Origin of the sequence: Flintibacter muris, assembly GCF_943192995.1 — a bacterium.
GTDB classification, from domain to species: domain Bacteria; phylum Bacillota; class Clostridia; order Oscillospirales; family Oscillospiraceae; genus Lawsonibacter; species Lawsonibacter muris.
In genome coordinates, this window is sequence record NZ_CALPCP010000003.1 from 144,724 (window position 1) to 163,657 (window position 18,934).

20 protein-coding genes and 2 pseudogenes are annotated in these 18,934 nt (G+C 52.1%); all 22 read left to right on the top strand.

The genetic code is table 11. The features are described 5' to 3' along the window. Positions 1-6 precede the first annotated feature (6 nt). Positions 7-504 (top strand): annotated as a pseudogene (locus NFS22_RS04440) (type IIL restriction-modification enzyme MmeI); the annotation flags it as partial. Positions 505-806: 302 nt separating this feature from the next. Next, positions 807-1,178, top strand: coding sequence for a helix-turn-helix domain-containing protein (locus NFS22_RS04445; RefSeq protein WP_251316538.1), 372 nt, complete (start codon positions 807-809; stop codon positions 1,176-1,178). Positions 1,179-1,792: 614 nt separating this feature from the next. Next, a complete protein-coding gene (locus tag NFS22_RS04450) occupies positions 1,793-2,110 on the top strand; it encodes an HTH domain-containing protein (protein WP_251316539.1) in 318 nt (105 codons plus the stop codon). A 594-nt stretch (positions 2,111-2,704) separates the two neighbouring features. After that, on the top strand, positions 2,705-3,682 hold the full coding sequence (locus NFS22_RS04455) for a ParB/RepB/Spo0J family partition protein (RefSeq protein WP_251316540.1): 978 nt from the start codon (positions 2,705-2,707) through the stop codon (positions 3,680-3,682). Then, positions 3,679-4,539 carry a DUF6551 family protein gene (locus tag NFS22_RS04460; protein ID WP_251316541.1) on the top strand — a complete coding sequence of 287 codons (861 nt, stop codon included), beginning with the start codon at positions 3,679-3,681 and terminating at the stop codon, positions 4,537-4,539. The genes NFS22_RS04455 and NFS22_RS04460 overlap by 4 nt, the downstream gene beginning before the upstream one ends. Positions 4,540-4,607: 68 nt before the next feature. After that, on the top strand, positions 4,608-4,874 hold the full coding sequence (locus NFS22_RS04465) for a DUF6870 family protein (RefSeq protein ID WP_251316542.1): 267 nt from the start codon (positions 4,608-4,610) through the stop codon (positions 4,872-4,874). 133 nt (positions 4,875-5,007) lie between these two features. Further along, on the top strand, positions 5,008-6,648 hold the full coding sequence (locus tag NFS22_RS04470) for a recombinase family protein (RefSeq protein ID WP_251316543.1): 1,641 nt from the start codon (positions 5,008-5,010) through the stop codon (positions 6,646-6,648). A gap of 1 nt (position 6,649) precedes the next feature. Then, complete coding sequence (locus NFS22_RS04475; RefSeq protein ID WP_251316544.1) at positions 6,650-8,353, top strand: recombinase family protein; 1,704 nt, start codon at positions 6,650-6,652, stop codon at positions 8,351-8,353. Continuing rightward, positions 8,350-9,960 (top strand): recombinase family protein, encoded by a 1,611-nt coding sequence (locus NFS22_RS04480; RefSeq protein WP_251316545.1) that lies wholly within the window; start codon positions 8,350-8,352, stop codon positions 9,958-9,960. Before NFS22_RS04475 ends, NFS22_RS04480 begins: the two co-directional genes overlap by 4 nt. After that, positions 9,950-10,333 carry a recombinase family protein gene (locus NFS22_RS04485; protein WP_251316546.1) on the top strand — a complete coding sequence of 128 codons (384 nt, stop codon included), beginning with the start codon at positions 9,950-9,952 and terminating at the stop codon, positions 10,331-10,333. The genes NFS22_RS04480 and NFS22_RS04485 overlap by 11 nt, the downstream gene beginning before the upstream one ends. Positions 10,334-10,409: 76 nt before the next feature. Then, positions 10,410-10,730, top strand: coding sequence for a hypothetical protein (locus NFS22_RS04490; protein ID WP_160572788.1), 321 nt, complete (start codon positions 10,410-10,412; stop codon positions 10,728-10,730). 60 nt (positions 10,731-10,790) lie between these two features. Further along, a pseudogene (locus NFS22_RS04495) lies at positions 10,791-12,185 on the top strand (recombinase family protein); the annotation flags it as partial. A gap of 370 nt (positions 12,186-12,555) precedes the next feature. Further along, on the top strand, positions 12,556-12,738 hold the full coding sequence (locus NFS22_RS04500; RefSeq protein ID WP_251316547.1) for a transposase: 183 nt from the start codon (positions 12,556-12,558) through the stop codon (positions 12,736-12,738). A gap of 21 nt (positions 12,739-12,759) precedes the next feature. Then, complete coding sequence (locus tag NFS22_RS04505; RefSeq protein WP_277614741.1) at positions 12,760-13,329, top strand: recombinase family protein; 570 nt, start codon at positions 12,760-12,762, stop codon at positions 13,327-13,329. A gap of 19 nt (positions 13,330-13,348) precedes the next feature. Next, positions 13,349-13,480: a hypothetical protein gene (locus NFS22_RS24015; protein WP_420908837.1), complete on the top strand. Its 132-nt coding sequence runs from the start codon at positions 13,349-13,351 to the stop codon at positions 13,478-13,480. 25 nt (positions 13,481-13,505) lie between these two features. After that, complete coding sequence (locus NFS22_RS04510) at positions 13,506-13,757, top strand: hypothetical protein (RefSeq protein WP_251316549.1); 252 nt, start codon at positions 13,506-13,508, stop codon at positions 13,755-13,757. Positions 13,758-13,873: 116 nt separating this feature from the next. Then, positions 13,874-14,413, top strand: coding sequence for a hypothetical protein (locus tag NFS22_RS04515; protein ID WP_251316550.1), 540 nt, complete (start codon positions 13,874-13,876; stop codon positions 14,411-14,413). Next, the gene (locus NFS22_RS04520; protein WP_251316551.1) at positions 14,410-15,228 is read left to right on the top strand and encodes a hypothetical protein; all 819 of its coding nucleotides are present in this window, start codon (positions 14,410-14,412) and stop codon (positions 15,226-15,228) included. The genes NFS22_RS04515 and NFS22_RS04520 overlap by 4 nt, the downstream gene beginning before the upstream one ends. A gap of 17 nt (positions 15,229-15,245) precedes the next feature. After that, on the top strand, positions 15,246-15,863 hold the full coding sequence (locus NFS22_RS04525; protein ID WP_251316552.1) for a TlpA family protein disulfide reductase: 618 nt from the start codon (positions 15,246-15,248) through the stop codon (positions 15,861-15,863). Further along, the gene (locus NFS22_RS04530) at positions 15,841-15,993 is read left to right on the top strand and encodes a CD1871A family CXXC motif-containing protein (protein WP_251316553.1); all 153 of its coding nucleotides are present in this window, start codon (positions 15,841-15,843) and stop codon (positions 15,991-15,993) included. Before NFS22_RS04525 ends, NFS22_RS04530 begins: the two co-directional genes overlap by 23 nt. A 3-nt stretch (positions 15,994-15,996) precedes the next feature. Then, positions 15,997-16,845, top strand: coding sequence for a 4Fe-4S binding protein (locus NFS22_RS04535; RefSeq protein ID WP_251316554.1), 849 nt, complete (start codon positions 15,997-15,999; stop codon positions 16,843-16,845). 261 nt (positions 16,846-17,106) lie between these two features. Beyond that, positions 17,107-18,873, top strand: coding sequence for a recombinase family protein (locus NFS22_RS04540; protein ID WP_251316555.1), 1,767 nt, complete (start codon positions 17,107-17,109; stop codon positions 18,871-18,873). The last annotated feature ends 61 nt before the right edge of the window (positions 18,874-18,934 follow it).

Below are 18,934 nucleotides of genomic sequence, written 5' to 3' on the forward strand. Positions count from 1 at the left end.
AATATGCCGAAAGGACATTTCATTGTTGTTCCAGAGGTATCATCAGAGCGGCGACGCTATGTTCCGATGGGCTTTATGGATGATTCAGTGCTGTGTAGCAATAAGGTTCGGCTGATGCCGAACGCAACACTTTATCATTTTGGCATTTTAACCTCAAATGTTCACATGGCTTGGATGCGGGCGGTTTGCGGAAGATTGAAAAGCGATTATGACTATTCGATAAAAATTGTCTATAACAACTTCCCCTGGCCTACTCCCAGGGACGCACAAAGGGCCAAAATTGAGCAGACCTCCCAGGCGATTCTTGACGCCCGCACCCTCTACCCGGATGCCAGCCTTGCCGACCTCTACGATGAAACCACCATGCCCCCGGAGCTGCGGAAGGCCCACCAGCAGAACGACAAGGCGGTGATGATGGCCTACGGCTTTTGGGGCAAACTAAACTCCGAACCAGCCTGCGTGTCGGAGTTAATGAAGATGTACCAGCAAATTGTTTCCCAATAGGGCAAATATGAGGTTGAGAAAACTATAAGTTCGTCAATTTGTTTGCTTTAGAGAATTAAAGATTAAATAGTATTAACTTTCTTGATCTGAAATCATGTGAATAGCAACAGGCATCAAAGGGTACATTCTTTGATGCCTGTTGCATTTATTTATTGCCGACACCTCCATTGCGTAAATATTTTGTGCTTTCAGTGCAAAAACTTTGGGTGCTACTGGCAAATATGCAAATCTAATAGCACAATGTAAAATTGGACTATTAGAATGTAACCAATATTTCCACTAAAAAGGGGGGTGCATAGTTCTTGAAAGGCAAGGAAGTATTAAGAATTGAATTTGGTCAGCGTGTGAAACAATCGCGAGAAAATCTTAACTTATCCAGAAAAGACTTTGCGGAAATTATTGGGATTTCTGAATATTTTCTGGTACAGATTGAATTAGGAAAGCGTGGGGCATCCAATGTAACGCTTTGCAAAATGTCTGAAGCTCTATGTACTACTACGGATTATTTGCTGACTGGGAGAGCAGAATTGTCCAACATTTCTGCAATCACTTCTCTGCTGGCAAAAATAGACGAACCCCTCTTAATCGGGGCGGAAATGTTGCTGAAAGCATATATCAATAGCATTAGTTTTATAAAAGCTAAGGTAAACGAGCAGACGGAAGGAGAGGAATAGCAGCCCCACTAATTTTATTACGTGCGTTTGCACAGGTTTTATTCAAACTTTCTCAATTCTTTTGAACCGTGAGTATCATGCGATTAAGGCATCGAGGGAGACAGCACTCCCTCGGTGCCTTTTTATTTTTACTGGAAGGGGGAAATCTATTGAAGCGGCCCTTTTGAGACAATCTATTTCGACGTAAATTGGGATAATATATATAAACCACCCCCTTGGTTTTTCAAAGAAGCGCGAACAACTTTACGGTTGTTCGCGTCCTTTTTTTCTTTCGACTGGTTTCGACTGTATTCTCTGTTGTATTTCGGTGAATGTAGTCGAAAGCAGTCGAATATTTTTGCTCATTTTTGCAAATATAAGCGGATTCTATTTTATTTTGGCGAAATCAGAAATTTATTTGCTGTCTGTGGCAAATCGTGTTACTACGCTCGTGTCCGCGCTCCTCCCCGGAAATCTGAACCAGGACCTAACCCCATTCAGATTTTCGGAGGCAAGAAAATGTCAAAAAATACACATCTAAAAATTTTTCAAAACTTTTTTCAAAATCACCAAGTGAGCCTTGGTGTATTCCTGTTAGGATTATTTATAGGGCCGGAGAGGAAGGGGGTGAGTACATGGGCGTGTACGAACGCCGCCTGATGATCGTGGAAATGCTATCCGTTGCAAAGCGGATTACATATCATTATCTGGCGCAGGAACTCAATGTTTCCGTGGAAACCATTCGCACGGACATTATCGCGCTCATGTGCATCTACCCTATTGAGATCACCCGTGGCCGCAACGGTGGTGTTAAGCTGGCGGATGGCTACCCTGTCCGCCGCAAACCGCTGGGTGAAGAAGAAACCGCGCTACTTATGAATTTGAGGGCGCAGCTCACTGGCGAAAAACGGGAAATGATGGATAACATCATCCTCCAACTCGCAGCCCAATAACCTACTGGTAGCACCTTGACAAACAGCGGGACAAGCTCCCGCTCATAATCAGTATGTAAGTGCTGTATCCTGCATCAGCCGCACAATCGCCAAGACTGCCTGCGGGCCGGGGACGAACGAAAGGGGGTGGACCCTCGTTCCCTGCCCGTTAAAACGATAGTATCAAAGGTACGAGCGACACCTGGGCGGCTGTCCGGCGTTGGCAACGCCGCAGACGCGGGATGCACCGCAAACACCCGTATCGCAGGGTAAAAGGGAGATGCTGGGGGAACGGCCTGGGCAGCTTAGTCACCTGCCGCCACCGTCTGCTGGCACCGCGCCGACCCGCCATGGTTGGGCTTACATACTCCCGTGCCGGGGGAGAGCAGTAAGGCGGTCATGCCGCCCGATAATACGGCACACATTTTTATAAAGGGTATTCAAGGGAACCCGCGCCGGTCATATTTCCTTACAGAAGAAGGACACAGCCAGGACCGGCGCGGCCCTTCCCCCCCCACCGGATGAAAGACCTGAAGCCATAGGCCAACTGTGGCCCCAGGTGTTCCATCCGGCAAGGATGAACGATAACAGGCCGGCGGCCAGGGAGGTGAAAATATGCTTGTTCCAATCAGTGAAATCAAAGTCAACGCTGGACGGCGGGAGGTGGACCCGGAGGGAGTGCAGGAGTTGGTGGACAGTATTTCCAAGGTGGGCTTGCTCAACCCCATCACCATTGACCGGGAGCATACGCTGATCGCCGGATTGCACCGGCTGGAAGCGGCAAAACTGCTGGGATGGACGGAGATTGAGTGTAATGTCAGCAGTTTGGAGGGCCTACTGGCAGAGCTGGCGGAGGTTGATGAGAACGTGGTCAGGAAGGGCTTATCTGCCGTGGAGTACAGTGATTTACTTCTGCGCCGGAAGGAGATTTATGAAGCCCTTCACCCGGAGACGAAAAATGGCGGAGATCAAAAAAGCGAAAAAATCAGAACGTCAAAATGTCGTTCTGATTCTATGAAATCCTTTGTTCAAGATACTGCCGAGAAGTTAGGCGTCGGTAGAAGGACAGTTGAACGTCAAATTCAGACCGCTAAAAATCTGACTACCGAAGCAAAGGATATTATCCGGGACACCGGCACCAAAATCACGAAAAAGGACGCTTTGAAGCTGTCCCGTCTGGAACCGGAGCAGCAGAGGGACGCGGCCAGCCAGTTAGCAGCGGGGGAAATCAAATCCATGGGTGAGTACCATCCTGCCCCGGCAGAGGAACCGCAGCCCCCGGAGCCTCCAATGCCGCCCTCCGTTCCCTACACCCTGGGCGATAAACACTATGCCAGTATAGAGGAATCCGTAGCCGATCTCAAGAATCCCAATAAAGATTGCAGTTATAACCCGGACACGCTGCTTGCGGATATTGACGGCTTTGTAGATACCTTCCACAAGAATTTCGCATGGTATAACGACCCCTTCTGCACAGTCGTTTTCCCCGACATATCCCTGGTGCAATTTGATTTTGTACGTCAGCGTTTTACCACCATTACCTCTGCAATAGAGGATTTATTAAATCTAATGGAAAGGAATATGAACAAATGAGCTATCGAAAAAAGCGTCATACCTCCAAACCGGAGCCTTTGGAGCGTCAGACCACCATCCCCGAAGTGAAGTACCACAACCCTGGCGTGAGCCGTGACCTCTCCACCGCCAAGCTGACCTCCGGCCTGCCCTATCAGCGGCCTGTGGAGACGGAGGATGTGGACAAGCTGATTGCCAAGTGGAACCCCTGTCTGCTGACCCCCATTGTGGTCAGCTTCCGGGACGGCAATTTCAATGTGGTGGACGGACAGCACCGGATCGCCGCTATGCGGAAGATGGCGGGCGGCGGGGATGTGACCGTCCCCTGCATCATCTACACCGGCCTGACCTACGAGCAGGAGGCCGAGCTGTACTATATGCTGGACCAGACCAGAGGAAAGCTGCGGCTGGGCCACGCGACCAAGGCCCTTGTGGAATCCGGCGCGGACGCGGAGATCATTGACGTGAAGCAGCGGGTGGAGGACGCTGGCTTTGTGTGGGCGCTGGACCGGCCCACCGGGGAACCCTTTGAAATTTCCACCACCCGCGCCGTTATCAACGCCTACCGGCTCCTGGGCGGCGCGGCCTTCTCCCGTATGCTGGGCCTGATTGCCGGGGCGTGGCACGGGACACCCAACTCCCTTAAAGCGTCTATCTTCTCCGGTATGGCGCTGTTCGTCAAGACCTATGAGACGGAGCTGGTGGACCAGATTTTCATTAAGCGGCTGTCCGCCGTGGACCCGGACGAGATCATTCGCCGGGGTAAGGTGGACTTCTCCACCAACAAAGCCGCCCTGCGATTTGCCCGCGTCATTCTCAGCAAGTACAACAGCCAGCAGCGCGGGGGCCGCAAGCTCCCTTACCGCTTCAAGGGCTGATACATCACAAATCGCCGCAGGCCAGAAGGTCTGCGGCGGTATTGATTCATCGCAAAGGAGGTACAAACATGGAACCGTGTGCTTATTCCATGGAACAGATCGAGGCTATGCAGAATGTGGATATTCGGACTGTGGACCCGACCGGCCTGCGGGATATTCGGGAAGTGAAGGTCAACACCGATTTGCCCAAGCGGGAGAGGATTCTGGACTTCATCCGGCAGATCGGCAATCCCTACTGCTACCGCCACGGGAAATATGTTGTGAAGGTCAGTTTTACCGACACGGATGTAACCCTGGAGGACCGGATGCTCTCCTACATACGCTCCAAATGCTGACACAAACTTTTTTGCAAAACACTCTGGACATTGCCGGGAAGTTATGTTAACATGACGGCAACAGGACAAACCGGCGCTCCCCTGGTTGTTAAAGTGTTTTGCTGATTAACTTTAACAATTAGGAGAGAAGAATATGAATATTTCCGCTGAACAGGTATGGAATACCTGCGGTTATGTGCGCTTGTCCCGCGAGGACGGCGACAAGGAGGAAAGCAACAGCGTCACGGGCCAGAAGGATTTGATCCGTGACTACATGACGCGCCACCCGGAACTGCGGGAGTGCGGCATGAAAGTGGATGACGGCTACACGGGGTCCAATTTTGACCGTCCGGCCTTTCATGAGATGATGGCGGAGGTCAAGGCTGGCAAGATTAACTGCATTGTGGTCAAGGATTTGTCCCGCTTCGGCAGGGACCACTTGGGCGTAGGGGAATATCTGGAACAGTTATTTCCCTTTCTGGGTGTGCGTTTTATCGCAATCAACGACAACTATGACAGTCTGCACAGCAACGCGGAATCTGATGAGCTGGTTATCCCGTTCAAAAACCTCATAAACGAGGCATATTGCCGGGATACCTCGGTGAAAACACGGAGCCAGCTTGAGATCAAACGCCAGCGCGGAGATTTCATCGGCTCTTTTGCTGTTTTTGGCTATCGGAAGGACCCGGAGAACCGCCACCGCCTGCTGGTAGATGAATACGCCGCCGGTGTGGTGCGGGACATTTTCAAATGGAAGCTGGAAGGAATCAGCGCGGGCGATATAGCTGACCGCCTGACGGCGGAGGGTATCCTCACTCCCATGGACTACAAGCGGTCCCAGGGGATGCGCTACTCCACGTCCTTCCGGCTGAAAGAGGAATCCGTGTGGGATGCCGGGATGGTGTTGCGGATTCTGAAAAATCCGGTCTACATCGGCGTGTTGGAGCAGGGGCGCGTGACCACCCCCAGCTACCGGGTGAAGCGGCTGGTGGTGAAGCCCCGCGAGGAATGGGCGGTGGTGGAGAACTGCCACGAGGCCATTATTGACCGCTACGACTTTGAGACGATCCAGAAGGTGCTTGCCCTGGACACCCGCACCAGTGTCAGCGGCAGGGCGGTAGAACAGTTTTCCGGTATGGTGAACTGCGGCGAGTGCGGCGGGGCCATGATTCGCAAGACGGTTTCCTCCGGCAAGAAGAAGTATGTCTATTACGTCTGCGCTGCCCACAAGAACGAAAAGAGCTGCTTTGCTCACTCCCTGCGGGTGGAGGTGCTGAACGAGATTGTATTGGAGGCTTTGAAAAAGCACATTCAGGACGTGATCGACCTCTCTGATTTGCTGGAGCTGACCGACACGGCCCAACTTCAGCAGGCGGGTGTGCGGAAGCTCCAAGGCCGTTTGGAGAAGAAGCGGGAAGAAATCGACCGCAATCAGGCCCTTTTGCGCTCCCTCTATGAAAGCCTTGCTGACGGCGTGATCGACCGGGACGAATACCAAGACTTGAAAAGGACCTACTCCCGCCGCCGCGCCGAGGCAGAGGAACAGGCCGAGGCCATTCAAGAGGAAATGAACCGGGAAATGGGCAATCTCTCTGAGGGCCGGGACTGGATAGAGCAGTTTCGCAAGTACCGGAACATTGACGCTCTGGACCGCACGATGATTGTTTCTTTGATTGAGCGCATCCTGATTTTCCGTGATCGCAGGGTTGAGATTGTCTACCGCTGGCACGATGAATTTCAGTGGCAGACAGATTTACTCCGGCAAACGGTCCTTCCCGGAAGGGAGGCGGTCTGAGGTGGCGAGGACGAAACGCAAGGTCAATCCCATTCTGCCGGTAGCGGCCCCCGCAGAAAAGCCCAAGCGGGTATATCAGGCGGGCGGCTATGTCCGGCTGTCGGTGGAGGACAGCGGAAAGCCCGGAGCGGATACGATCATCAATCAGCGGGAATTGATTCAGAGCTACATTGACAGCCAGCCAGATATGCAGGTCTACGACCTCTACTGCGACAACGGACGGACAGGGACCAACTTCGACCGCCCGGAGTTTGAACGGCTGATGGAGGATGTGCGGGCCGGGAAAGTGGACTGCATTGTGGTCAAGGATTTATCCCGGTTTGGCCGTAACTACCGGGAAACCGGCAACTATCTGGAACGGATTTTCCCACTTCTGGATGTGCGGTTTATTGCTGTCAACGATAATTTTGATACGCTGACTGCTGAACGGTCCCAGGACGGCTATATTGTGCCGCTGAAAAATATCATCAACGAGGTTTACAGCAAGGACATTTCCAGGAAGCTGCTGCCTGTATTCGCGGCAAAACAGCGGAACGGGGAGTTTATCGGTAACTGGGCGATTTACGGTTATCAGAAATGCGCCGACGATTACCACCGCATTGAGCCAGACCCGGAAATTGCGCCCGTGATTCGAGAAATCTTTCAATGGCGGCTCTCCGGCATAAGCTATCAGAATATTGCCCGGAAGCTGAACGAGCGGAATATCCCCTCTCCTGGCCGCTATCACTATTTGAAAGGTAATTCAAAATCCGAACGATATGCCAACGCGATTTGGAACGTATGCTCCGTTAAAAACATACTGTCCAGCGAGGTTTACCTGGGTCATATGGTGCAGGGAAGGAAACGCTCCGGGCTTTCTGAGGGCAGAAAGACCTGCCGTGTACCAAAATCCGAGTGGATTATCGTCCGCAATACCCATGAACCTCTGGTGGATGAAGAAACCTTTCAAGCGGTTCAGCGGATGGCAGAGGACGCCAAAAGCACCTATCATGCGCGAGAGGGAAAATATGACGGATTGGGTGCAACACCCAATATTCTCCGAAAGCTGGTCTACTGCGCGGACTGCAAGCGGCCCCTGGTGAGATATAAAAACGTGAACAGCAGTATCGGGAGACGCTACTATGTTTACATCTGCCAGACCCACTCCAATGATCTTGCTTCCTGCCCAAAGAAGTATTTCCATGAGACGAAGCTGATTGAGCTTCTTTGGGACACGTTACAGCAGGAGATCGCACTGGCTGGGGATTTGGATAAGTTGGTGCGCCAGTACAGCACATCAGCAAAAGCGGCGGGTCGGGAGGCGGCTGTCAAGCGGGAGATCGCTGCTGCAAGGCAGGCCCTAAGCCGTGCGGAAATGCTCTATGACAGCTTGTATCAGAATTACGCTGATAAACTGATGTCAGAGCGGGAATACACGGAAATGAAGCGGCAGTACCGCTCCGATATGGAAAGGGCGCAGGCCCGGTTGGATGAGCTGGAACAGCGGCAGAAGGACGAACGCCAGCAGACCATGGAAAACCCCTGGCTCACCGCCTGCGGCCAGTTCCGGGAAGAACAGGCGTTGACGGCGGATATGGCCCACGCCCTGATTGAGCGGGTAGAAATTGACGCAGAGAATCATGTATCCATCACTTTGCGTTACCGGGATGAATACAATGCCCTGCTCCGGCTGCTGGCGGCAGAGGGAGAGGCGGTGTCCGCATGACCGGCGTGACCGCTAAATACATCCGGTTGTCTGCTGAGGACGTTGATTTAGGAAAAGACGGGAAGATCGAATCCAACAGCGTCACGAACCAGAGAAACCTGCTGGACGCTGTTATCAGCCGCACCCCGGAATTGGCGGATTCCCATGTAGTCGAGTTCTGTGATGACGGATGGAGCGGCAAAAACTTCGAGCGTCCCGGCTTTCAAGCAATGATCGCCCAGGTGCGGGCGGGGAAAATCCAATGTATCGTGGTGAAGGATTTATCCCGGTTTGGCCGTGATTATCTTACAGTCGGCAACTACATTTCCAGCGTATTCCCCTTCCTGGGAGTGCGGTTTATCGCCGTCAATGATGGCTTTGACAGCATCCGGCCAGCCGATATTGACAGCCTGGAAACCTCCTTTAAGGCCCTCATATACGACCTATACAGCCGGGACCTGTCCCGGAAGGTGCGGAGCGCAAAGCGTTTCCGCGCCCAGCAGGGAGACTTTCTTTCCCCTTTTGCTCCCTATGGTTACGTCAAGGACCCGGCTGACAGAAGCCGCCTTGTGATAGACCCGGAGGCGGCGGAGACGGTGCGGCGTATTTTTCGCATGACGGCGGACGGCCAGAGGAAGGAACAGCTTGCACGGCAGCTCAACGCGGAGGGCGTACCTACTCCCATGCTTTACAAGCGGGCGGCTGGGTGTACCCGCACCAAATGGAACAATCTGTTTGACGAAAACTTTTGGACGGGCGGTCTGATTTATGGCATCCTGCGGGATGAACGGTATGTGGGCAGGGTTGTCTATGGGAAGCATACTCGTGACCGGATCGGTCATGCCCATGTGGTTCGGGTTGACCGTGAGGACTGGATAGTTGTAGACGATACCCATGAGGGTATTGTTACTCAGGAAGAATTTGACCGCGCACAAGCGGCAATACGAGCCTTGGAATGCGGAGCGGTCAAAAATCATAGGCATCCCTTGCAGAAGAAAGTCCGCTGTGCAACCTGCGGCTATGCCATGAGTCGGGTACAGGGGTCAGCGCCGTATTTCGTGTGCCGTACTTCTCGCATGAATTCCGCCTATACTTGCAGGGTGAGGATACCCGAAGCGGACGTTCTGGATACTGTGTCCGAAGGGCTTCGTATGCAGGCGTTGATAGCGGTGGAACTGAGACGGTTATGGGAGGAACAGTGCCAGGGCCGGAAAAAGGATATTACCGCCACGAGGAAAAAACTCGCGGGACTGCGGGAGAAACACCAGCGGCTTTCCCAGCAGGTCAGCGGCCTCTATGAATCCTTTGCATTGGGCGAGATCAGCAAGGCGGAATATCTCACCGCAAAAGCCGCCGCCGCAAAACAGCGGGACGATGCCGCTGTCCAGATCACCGAGTTGGAGGCCTCGCTGGAGAATATGGACACGGACGGTAGCTTGCGGAACGGTTTTGTTTCTGCCTTTGGAAAGTATCAGGAGGTAGAGGAAATTACCGATGAGATTGTGGCGGATGTTTTGAAAGAGGTCCACATCCACCCTGGCGGGCGAATTGAAACCGTCTGGAATTACCGGGACGAGCTGAAAAAGCTGATACTTGATTTGCAAGGAGATCATCAGGATGGAGAATAAAAGAGCCTGGATTTATTGCAGGGTCGCACACCCTGACGCACACGCGCTGGCGGCTCAACAGGCCAGTCTGGAGGCATATGCGGAAGCGCACGGTTTTAAGGTTGTGGGCACGACTGCTGAACAGGCCAGCGGGTTAGACTTCTCCCGCCGTGGGTTGGCCGAGGTTTCCGGTGCGGTGGCTGATGGGAAAATAGACCTTCTGCTGGTAGCAGACCTCTCCCGCTTGGGGCGGGATGTTGGAAGGACGGACGCTTATCTGCGCTGGCTGGAAGATCAGTTTGTTGAGGTGGTCTGTGCTGACGGCGCTGTGCCACAGACGGCCACCGAGATACTGCGTGAGTTGGTGAACACAAGCAGGACAGATTACAGATAGTCCCAAGCAGGGGCCTCTCCATCCAAGAACTTGGACGGAGAGGCCCTTAATCCGTATAAAATTGGGGTGAAATACCATGGATATTAGATTTGCCGATACGACAGAAGCCGCCTATCAGGACCGGGTTTGCAGTATCCTCGCATCACTCAGCCTAATGGTAGACGCTCAAAAACATTCGGGAGATTGTAACGGAAATCTCCGGTGGCTGTACCGACGTGAAATGGAGTACCATTACAGACGAGCGGTTTTTGAAGCCCTTCGGCTGCTGGGTATTCTGATTCACGACACCGGCATTGTAAATGAAACAAACCTGAACCGACTTTGCGAGAACGGGCACACCGCGCTGGAAGATTTAATTAGCAGATATGCCAAGTGTTTTGATACTGAGGTCGAGTAGTCCCGCAGTTGAAACCATTCGGAAGTGTTCATAGTTTATTTACATTTAATTTTTGTTCCGTGCTTGACATTGGCGGACAAGGGCTATTCCGGCAAGAACACCGACCGCCCCAAATTCCAGGAGCTGATAGCCGACATCAAGCGGGGCCTGATTAAGCGGGTGGTGGTCTACAAGCTGGACAGGATCAGCCGCTCCATTCTGGACTTCGCCACCATGATGGAAACCTTTCAGGCGTACAACGTGGAGTTTGTTTCCTCCACGGAAAAGTTTGATACCTCCACGCCAATGGGCCGGGCCATGCTGAACATCTGCATCGTGTTTGCCCAGCTGGAACGGGAAACCATTCAGAAGCGGGTGACGGACGCTTACTATTCCCGGTGCCAGCGCGGTTTTCACATGAGCGGCGCGGCCCCGTTCGGCTTCCAACTGGAACCCACCACCATTCAGGGCATCCGCACAAAGATGATGAAGCCCGACCCGGAAACGGCGGACATCGCCCGGCTGATGTTTGAAATGTACGCCCAGCCCTCCACCTCGTTCGGGGACATCGCCCGGCACTTCGCGGACGAGGGCATCCTGATTTATGACAAGGAACTGACCCGTGGCTTTATCTCCCAAATGCTCCGCAACCCCATTTACGCCCAGGCCGATCTGGAAATGTACGAATTTTTCAAAAGCCAGGGTACGGTGGTGATTAACGAGGCGGCTGACTTCGCGGGGACAAACGGCTGTTATCTCTACCAGGGCCGGGATGTACAGGCGCGGAAAAACAAACACCTGAAAGACCAGATCCTTGTGGTGGCCCCCAGCGAGGGGCTGGTATCGGCGGATGTGTGGCTCCGCTGTCGGAAAAAGCTGATGGCGAACACCACGTTCCAGAACGGACGCAAGGCGAAAAATACCTGGCTGGCCGGGAAAGTGAAGTGTGGCCGCTGTGGGTACGCCTTAATGAGCGTAGGGAACCCGTCAGGCGTTCAATACCTGCGATGCTCCAAGCGGGCGGACAACAAGAGCTGTCCGGGCTGTGGGACGCTCCGCACCAGGGAATTTGAGCGGTTTATTTACGGCGAAATGGTGAAGAAGCTGGCACAATTCCAAACCCTGACGGGCAAGCGGGAAAAGGTCAATCCCAAGCTCACCGCCTTAAATGTGGAGCTGGCCCGTGTGGAGGATGAAATTGAAAAGCTGCTGAATACCCTGACCGGGGCCAGCGCGGTTTTGATCTCCTACGCCAACACCAAGATTGAGGAATTGGACGCACAGCGGCAGACGCTGTCAAAGGAAATCGCGGCCCTGTCTGCGGAAACCATGTCGCCGGAACAGATTGAGCGGTTGTCGGTGTACCTGAACCGCTGGGAAGAGATTGACTTTGACGATAGGCGGCAGGTGGCTGACGGCCTTATCTCTCAAATCCGCGCAACGGGTGAATGTGTCGCTATTGAGTGGAAAATCTGATTTTCAACTATCCATCGTACTTGACTATGGGCTGTATGCCCTTGTCAAGAGATGTAATTTTAATCTATGCGTTCTGAGCAGTCCCTTTTTCAGCAAAGACATTTTGTATAGATTTTCGCTTACTTGTTGTTAAGTGTCTAATAGTATCTTGGACCTGCTCCGGATACCTTCGTGATAATGCGTTTGCAATTCTTGCAGTGCGAATGCGGTTAGAATAAAGAAGCGAGTCACAGCCTATCGTCATAATATGGAGTATAAAATCCAAGATTTTATCAAACTACAGAGATTGACCATCTACATCATATATAGACTCAATCCCTCACAGGATTCCTGATAACCCATCGTTATCCTTGCTATATGCAGCAATTGTTTGCCGGATTACCGGGAGGCGCTGAAGCAGCGGCAGATCTGGTGTGAGGGTACTTTTGCCGCACAGAAATGGGGACACAACCTGACGCGTCTCCTGCGGCGAGGTTTAGAGGCAGCGGAGGACCACTGTCTCCTTTCCGCCGCGGCCTTGAACCTCAAAAGAATGATTAAACACTCAGTGTGATGCCGAAAGGCGTCTTTTTTCTTGCCTGAAATCTCCCTTGTCTCTATATTTCAGGCACTTTGTCAACAGCTCCATAGACGAGCAGAGTTCCAGCGAATGATTCGCTGGTGCAAACGAGGAAAGATTGACCTCATTTTGACCAAATCTATCTCGCGCTTTGCGCGAAACACTGAGGACTGCCTGCACTATGTACGAATGCTGAAAGCATTGCGGATACCAGTCATTTTCGAAACGGAGCGGCTGGATACTTCGCAGATGGACAGCGAATTTTTCCTGGCCATGTTGGGGGCAAATTCTCAGGCTAAGAGCGAAGCCACCAGCAGCCGGGTCAAATGGGGTGTTCGTGCTGCATTTCGCGAGGGTAAAGTGCGGTACCAATACAAGCGTTGGATGGGTTATCGAAAAGGTGCGGATGGAAAGCTGGAAATCATACCGGAAGAGGCTAGGGTTATACGGCAGATCTATGACGCCTATCTGTCAGGTAAAAGCCTTCAGGACATCAAGCGCATGTTGGAAGATGAGGGCATTGTAACAAAAACTGGGTTGACGGTTTGGTCGATGGGGGGCTATTCAGAACATTCTCCGAAATGAAAAATATGCAGGTGACGCATTGCTGCAGAAGACTTATACCATTGATCCCATTTCTGGTACCAGAAAGAAAAACGAAGGAGAACTCGCACAGTATTTGGTAAAAAATTGTCATCCTGCTATTATTCCCCGCGAGGTATCAGAATCTAGTTGAACAGCAAAAGCAAATTGATGATACTGTGATCACTCTGATTGCTCAGTATGCGGAGCGACAGGACTGGGATGGTGATATAGAACCGTTTCGTATACTTATAAACAAGAGACGAAGATTTTCACCAAGCCGCTATCCAGAACAACTCCCATTACCTCATAGCTTGGAAACATATGATGACGGCATTGCCCGCCGTGTCCTGGAAAAAGTTAAAATTATAGATGGGGAGCATCTGCTGGTAACCTTTAAAGGCGGCATTGAGATGGAGCAAATGTTTTGACATATAGTGAGAATGAGCCAAAACAATTTGGGTAAGCGAAAAGTATCGGCCCAATTGTTTTGGCTCATTCTTGATTATTCGTACCGAATACCGTATAATATAATTGAGGTGAGAACATGGAACGGCGTATCGCAAGGGTAAATATCAGCTCGGCTGGAGGAACGGCCAGCAGCGACTCCAAAACTTGTAAGATTACCTTGCCTACCACATGGGTAGAGGCACTGGGGATTACAGAGAAGCGACGGGAACTGAAGTTGACCTTTGATGGGACAAAAATTATGATGTCCCGCATACTCAGCGGTTCTGAGTTCGCGGAGCAGCAGCTGGCACAAGGCCATGAGGTACGTGCTTTACGTCTCTATGATCGGGATGCCCTATGCTCTACAATTTATGCGGATTTTACCGCACAGACGGTGATCGTAGAAAACCAGGCAGTTCCTACCATAAAAACCGCATTTGGAAATAACCTGCTGCCCAACTGGGAGGATTTCCAGCGTTTCCTTGAGGAGCGTTGTATCCCCCGGCAGCGGGCCGGACTGCGGGAGTATTTAGAAACCTTGGGGTTGGATGAGTATGATCCCTTAGCCATTATTGAGAAAACCGGCGGACGTATGGCGGAGGATCAGCAATGGCTGACCATTGAGGTGCTGAAATGACGATCCGGCTTGTGACAGATGAAAAAATTGCGGAAACCTCCTCGAAAGGGAATCAAGAAAAGTGGTATGACCAGGTAGCGGACTGTTGGTACAAGCTGGATCAGTTTGGCTATGAGGCACTGACGGAAACCGTTGTTTCCGTACTGTTGGAGCGGAGCAATCTTGAGACGGACACGCCCTTCACGTTTGTACGCTATCATGTGGAACGCCTGCAAGTCCATGGCCGGGAGCGCACAGGCTGCTCCAGCAGGAATTTTTTACAACCCGGCCAAGCGCTCATTACAGTCAATCGTCTGTTGTCCAGTCACTTGGGAAAACCTTTGAGAGAGGAACTGGTTCGCCTTTCCAGTGACAAAAAACGGATTGCCTATCTGGCGGAAATGACAGCAGAGATGACTGGTCTGAAGCTGTTCCCGCAATACCTGACCCTGCTTTTTGAGGTGGATGCCCTATTTTGCAACGATGACCGCCACTTGAATAATATTGCGGTCATTGAAAAGAACGGTAAATACGACTATTGTCCAATCTTTGATAACGGTGCGGGGCTTTTGTCCAACACACAGCTGTCTCAAATGGATATCTCTCCGCCTGCTCTGATTTCCGCTTTGCGGGCCAGACCTTTCGGCACTACGTTCACCCGGCAGATGAATACGGCCCGGAGCCTATATGGAACACAATTGACAATACCGAAACTAACACCAAACGATATTCAAAAAGTTTTGCAGCCAATTTTGGAATATTATCCCCGTCGAGACCACGGCATCATCGTGGATCGCGTTGAGGCTTGTATTCTTACAAGACAGAAAAAGTTATGAAATATGGAGGAACTGACATGAATAAACTGCGCAAAACGCTTTTCGTGTTCCTAATACTGTCGCTGGCTCTGCTTGGCGGATGCGCCGGGGACAGCAGCAAGTTGCCAGCCGGGGGTACTCCCGAAACGGAAACAGCAGTTGTCTCCCCTGACCAAGATGGGGCATCTTCGGAGTCCGCACCGTCTGACCAGGAAGAAACGGCCCCTATTTTCATCACTTTTAAGGGAACAGATCTGGATGGAAACACAGTTTCCCAGGAGATTTTCTCCCAGTCCAAGCTCACTATGGTCAATGTATGGGCGACCTACTGTAACCCCTGCCTCAGCGAGATGCCGGGGCTGGGCGAGTTGGCGGCGGAGTATGACCCGGCGGAGTTCCAGCTCATCGGCATCGTCAGCGATGTGATGGAGGGCGAGGACCAGTCGCTCGTGGAAAGCCTGGTCCAGGAGACGGGGGCGAACTATCTGCACCTGCTGGCCAACGATTCCATCGGCCAAGCCATCCTGTCCAGTGTGAGTGCCGTACCCACTACCTTCTTCTTTGACGGAGAAGGGGCATACCTGGGCGGTGTCGTTGGTTCTGCGGAAAAATCAGCATGGGAGGAACTCATCCATGAGCTTCTGGAAAAACAGTAAGAGGTACGCCTGGGTATTAGGGGCGCTTGCCGGAACTCTTTTCCTCGGAGCCGGAGCCTTGCAGGGGCAGTTTGCGGTGATATGGAAAAAGGCAGTGATGATTTGCCTGGAGTGTATCGGGATTGGGTGAGCTATGAAACGAATTCGATTGACAGTACAGATTCTGTTCACCATTGTAACAAACGGGTACATGTATGGCTTCCTGAATGGTAAAATCTACCGCGGCAGCTTAAAATACGCCTGTGTTCCGGGGCTGAACTGCTACTCCTGCCCTGGGGCCGTGGCCTCCTGCCCAATAGGGGCGCTGCAGGCGCTGTTGAACCAAAGGGGCTTTCAAATTCCCTTTGCCGCGCTGGGTTTTTTCTTCCTGTTCGGCAGCCTGCTGGGGCGCTTCGTCTGCGGCTGGCTGTGTCCCTTTGGGCTGGTACAGGATCTTTTACACAAGATCCCCATCTTCCACAAGAAAAAGCGCCTGCCTTATCACCATATCTTAAAGTATGGAAAATACGCAGTGCTGGTTCTTTTGGTGTGTGTCGGCTCCATGTTTTTGTTTGGGGGATTTGCAAAAGTCCCTGCATTCTGCAAATATCTGTGCCCCTCCGGCACCTTGTTCGGTGCAATCCCTCTGCTTAGCACGAATGAGGCTCTCCGAGGCCAAGCCGGCGGTCTGTTTCTGTGGAAGTTGGGGATTTTGATTGCCGTTGTATTGTTGTCTATGAAAATATACCGGCCTTTTTGCCAATATCTGTGCCCGCTGGGGGCAATCTATGGCTGGTTTAACCGGTTCAGCCTTGTGCAAATCCAATGGGAAAAGGAACTGTGCGTCTCCTGTATGGCCTGTGAAAAAGCCTGTCCAGTGGCTCTCTCTCTGCGAGAAATCTCCCGCTCCCCGGAGTGTATCCGGTGCGGAAAATGCGTGGATGCCTGTCCGCAGAAGTGCCTTCATTTTTGCGGCATCAGGACAAAAGGCACAAAGAGTTAATCAAATGATTTACAAATCAAATGTCAGGCGGAGCAATTCCGCCTGACATTTTTTTATTTCTACCACATATTTATGAACTGAGGTGATGCAAATTGGAAAGCGCACAGCGAGAGCTGGTCAGCGTTCTGCTGGATCATATCCGTTCCCTTGGTCTCATATCGAATTCCGCCTATTCCGGCGCGGTGGATTTGGTACATTCTGTGATAGACTTCCCGGAATTTTTCCGGTATCCTGTGTGCTTGACAAAGGAGGCGAACGGACATGAATGTGCTCAGGATACGCAATGAGATGCGCAGTGGGAAAACCATCTTTGACCTTCCCCTGCGGGTGACCTTTTACGCTAGAGTTTCCACCGACAAGGATGAGCAGATCAACAGCCTGGAAAACCAAATTCAATACTACACCGAGCTGATCCAGTCAAAGCCCAACTGGACCTACATAGAAGGGTACATCGACGAGGGCATCAGCGGGACCAGCACCAAAAAGCGGGACAGCTTCAATCGGATGATAAGAGACGCCAAAGCGGGGCGGTTTGACTTCATCATCACGAAGGAGATATCCCGCTTTTCCCGTTCCACTCTGGACAGCATCAAGTACACCCAGGAACTGTTGGAACACGATGTGGGGGTGCTGTTCCAGAACGACAACATCAACACCCTGGACAGCGACAGCGAGTTCCGGCTGGTAGTCATGGCCGGAGTGGCCCAGGACGAGGTGCGCAAGCTGTCGGAACGGCTGAAATTCGGCTTCCGGCAGGCCATTAAAAACGGCCATGTATTGGGCAACGACAAGCTGTGGGGCTACGACAAGAAGGATTGTGTGCTGACCATCAACGAGGAAGAAGCCCAGGTAGTACGGCGGATTTTTGATCTCTACGCTAATCAGCAGATGGGCATCCGGCGCATCTCCCAGACGCTGTACGACGAGGGCTTCACCAGCCGCAAGGGCAACACCTTCAATGTCTTGACCATCCGTCACATCCTCTGCAATCCTAAGTATAAAGGCTGGTACTGTGCCAACAAAAGCCAGACAGTGGACTATCGCAGTAAGCGGAAGGTTTTCCTGGACGAAAGCGAGTGGGTCATGTACCCGGACCCATCCATCCCGGCAATCGTGTCGGAGGAGCTGTGGGACCGGGCCAACGCCCTCTACAAACGCCGCAGCCAGCAAATGATGTCCCACCAGAGCGCGGCGAAGTTCCACAACCGCTACCCCTACAGCGGGAAAATCATCTGCGAGGAGCACGGCACCAGCTTCCACCGGCAGGTGCTGAGAAGCTCCAAAGGCGAAAAAGAGGTTTGGCAGTGCCGGGTATACCGGAACCGCGGCCGGGTGGCCTGCTCCGCCCCCCAACTGCGTACTACAGAACTGGATCAGATCATGGCTCAAATTTTCGACCAGCTGACCCAGAACAAACAAGCTATTATTGACGCAGTGGTGACCGTCCTCCAGTCTGTCCCCGACGAGCACGACTACGCCCAGGACATCCGTCACATTGAGGAAGACCTTTCCTCCATCCAGGCAAAAAAAGACCGCCTGCTGGAGATGAGCATTGAGGGCGTCATCTCCACAGCGGAGTTCAAGCAGCGCAACGATGGGTTCAATGAGCAGGCCAAGGTTCTGGAAGAACGGCTGGCGGTGCTCCAGTCGGAGGCAGAAAAAGGACAGCAGACCACGGCGCAATTACAGGAAATCCGCTCTGCTCTGGAAGAGGAACTAACCTTCCAAAACAGCGTCAATTCTGCTGTGGTCACCACAATTTTAGATAAAATCATAGTCAAAAAAGGCAGTACAAAAGAGGAACTTCATTTAGAAATCCACTTGAAATTCGGCGGCCCCTGCGGGGTCGTTTTTAACCGGGAAAATTCCTCCTTCCGCTTCAACCCTTGTTTAACGGAACAAGCAAAAGGAAGGGAACTCTGGAAAGCCAAGGGGCAAGCCAGTTTCCGAGATTATGGGCGGAATATGGTGTGCCACTATTCTGTAATTTGGGATGGGTCTTTCAAGGATTCCAACAGGTTAGATTGATGTTGCAATCCTCAATGGTTTTACGCGCAATAATCTCCCCATCTTCCTCGAAATGGTTGTC

Bases quoted from the DNA above. Each gene is read 5' to 3' on its own strand.
- NFS22_RS04470 (WP_251316543.1), top strand. From the start codon at position 5,008: ATGAATATTTCCGCTGAACAGGTATGGAATACCTGCGGTTATGTGCGC.
- NFS22_RS04460 (WP_251316541.1), top strand. From the start codon at position 3,679: ATGAGCTATCGAAAAAAGCGTCATACCTCCAAACCGGAGCCTTTGGAG.
- NFS22_RS04540 (WP_251316555.1), top strand. From the start codon at position 17,107: ATGAATGTGCTCAGGATACGCAATGAGATGCGCAGTGGGAAAACCATC.
- NFS22_RS04480 (WP_251316545.1), top strand. From the start codon at position 8,350: ATGACCGGCGTGACCGCTAAATACATCCGGTTGTCTGCTGAGGACGTT.
- NFS22_RS04485 (WP_251316546.1), top strand. From the start codon at position 9,950: ATGGAGAATAAAAGAGCCTGGATTTATTGCAGGGTCGCACACCCTGAC.
- NFS22_RS04530 (WP_251316553.1), top strand. From the start codon at position 15,841: ATGAGCTTCTGGAAAAACAGTAAGAGGTACGCCTGGGTATTAGGGGCG.
- NFS22_RS04455 (WP_251316540.1), top strand. From the start codon at position 2,705: ATGCTTGTTCCAATCAGTGAAATCAAAGTCAACGCTGGACGGCGGGAG.
- NFS22_RS04490 (WP_160572788.1), top strand. From the start codon at position 10,410: ATGGATATTAGATTTGCCGATACGACAGAAGCCGCCTATCAGGACCGG.
- NFS22_RS04515 (WP_251316550.1), top strand. From the start codon at position 13,874: ATGGAACGGCGTATCGCAAGGGTAAATATCAGCTCGGCTGGAGGAACG.
- NFS22_RS04450 (WP_251316539.1), top strand. From the start codon at position 1,793: ATGGGCGTGTACGAACGCCGCCTGATGATCGTGGAAATGCTATCCGTT.
- NFS22_RS04520 (WP_251316551.1), top strand. From the start codon at position 14,410: ATGACGATCCGGCTTGTGACAGATGAAAAAATTGCGGAAACCTCCTCG.
- NFS22_RS04465 (WP_251316542.1), top strand. From the start codon at position 4,608: ATGGAACCGTGTGCTTATTCCATGGAACAGATCGAGGCTATGCAGAAT.
- NFS22_RS04525 (WP_251316552.1), top strand. From the start codon at position 15,246: ATGAATAAACTGCGCAAAACGCTTTTCGTGTTCCTAATACTGTCGCTG.
- NFS22_RS04535 (WP_251316554.1), top strand. From the start codon at position 15,997: ATGAAACGAATTCGATTGACAGTACAGATTCTGTTCACCATTGTAACA.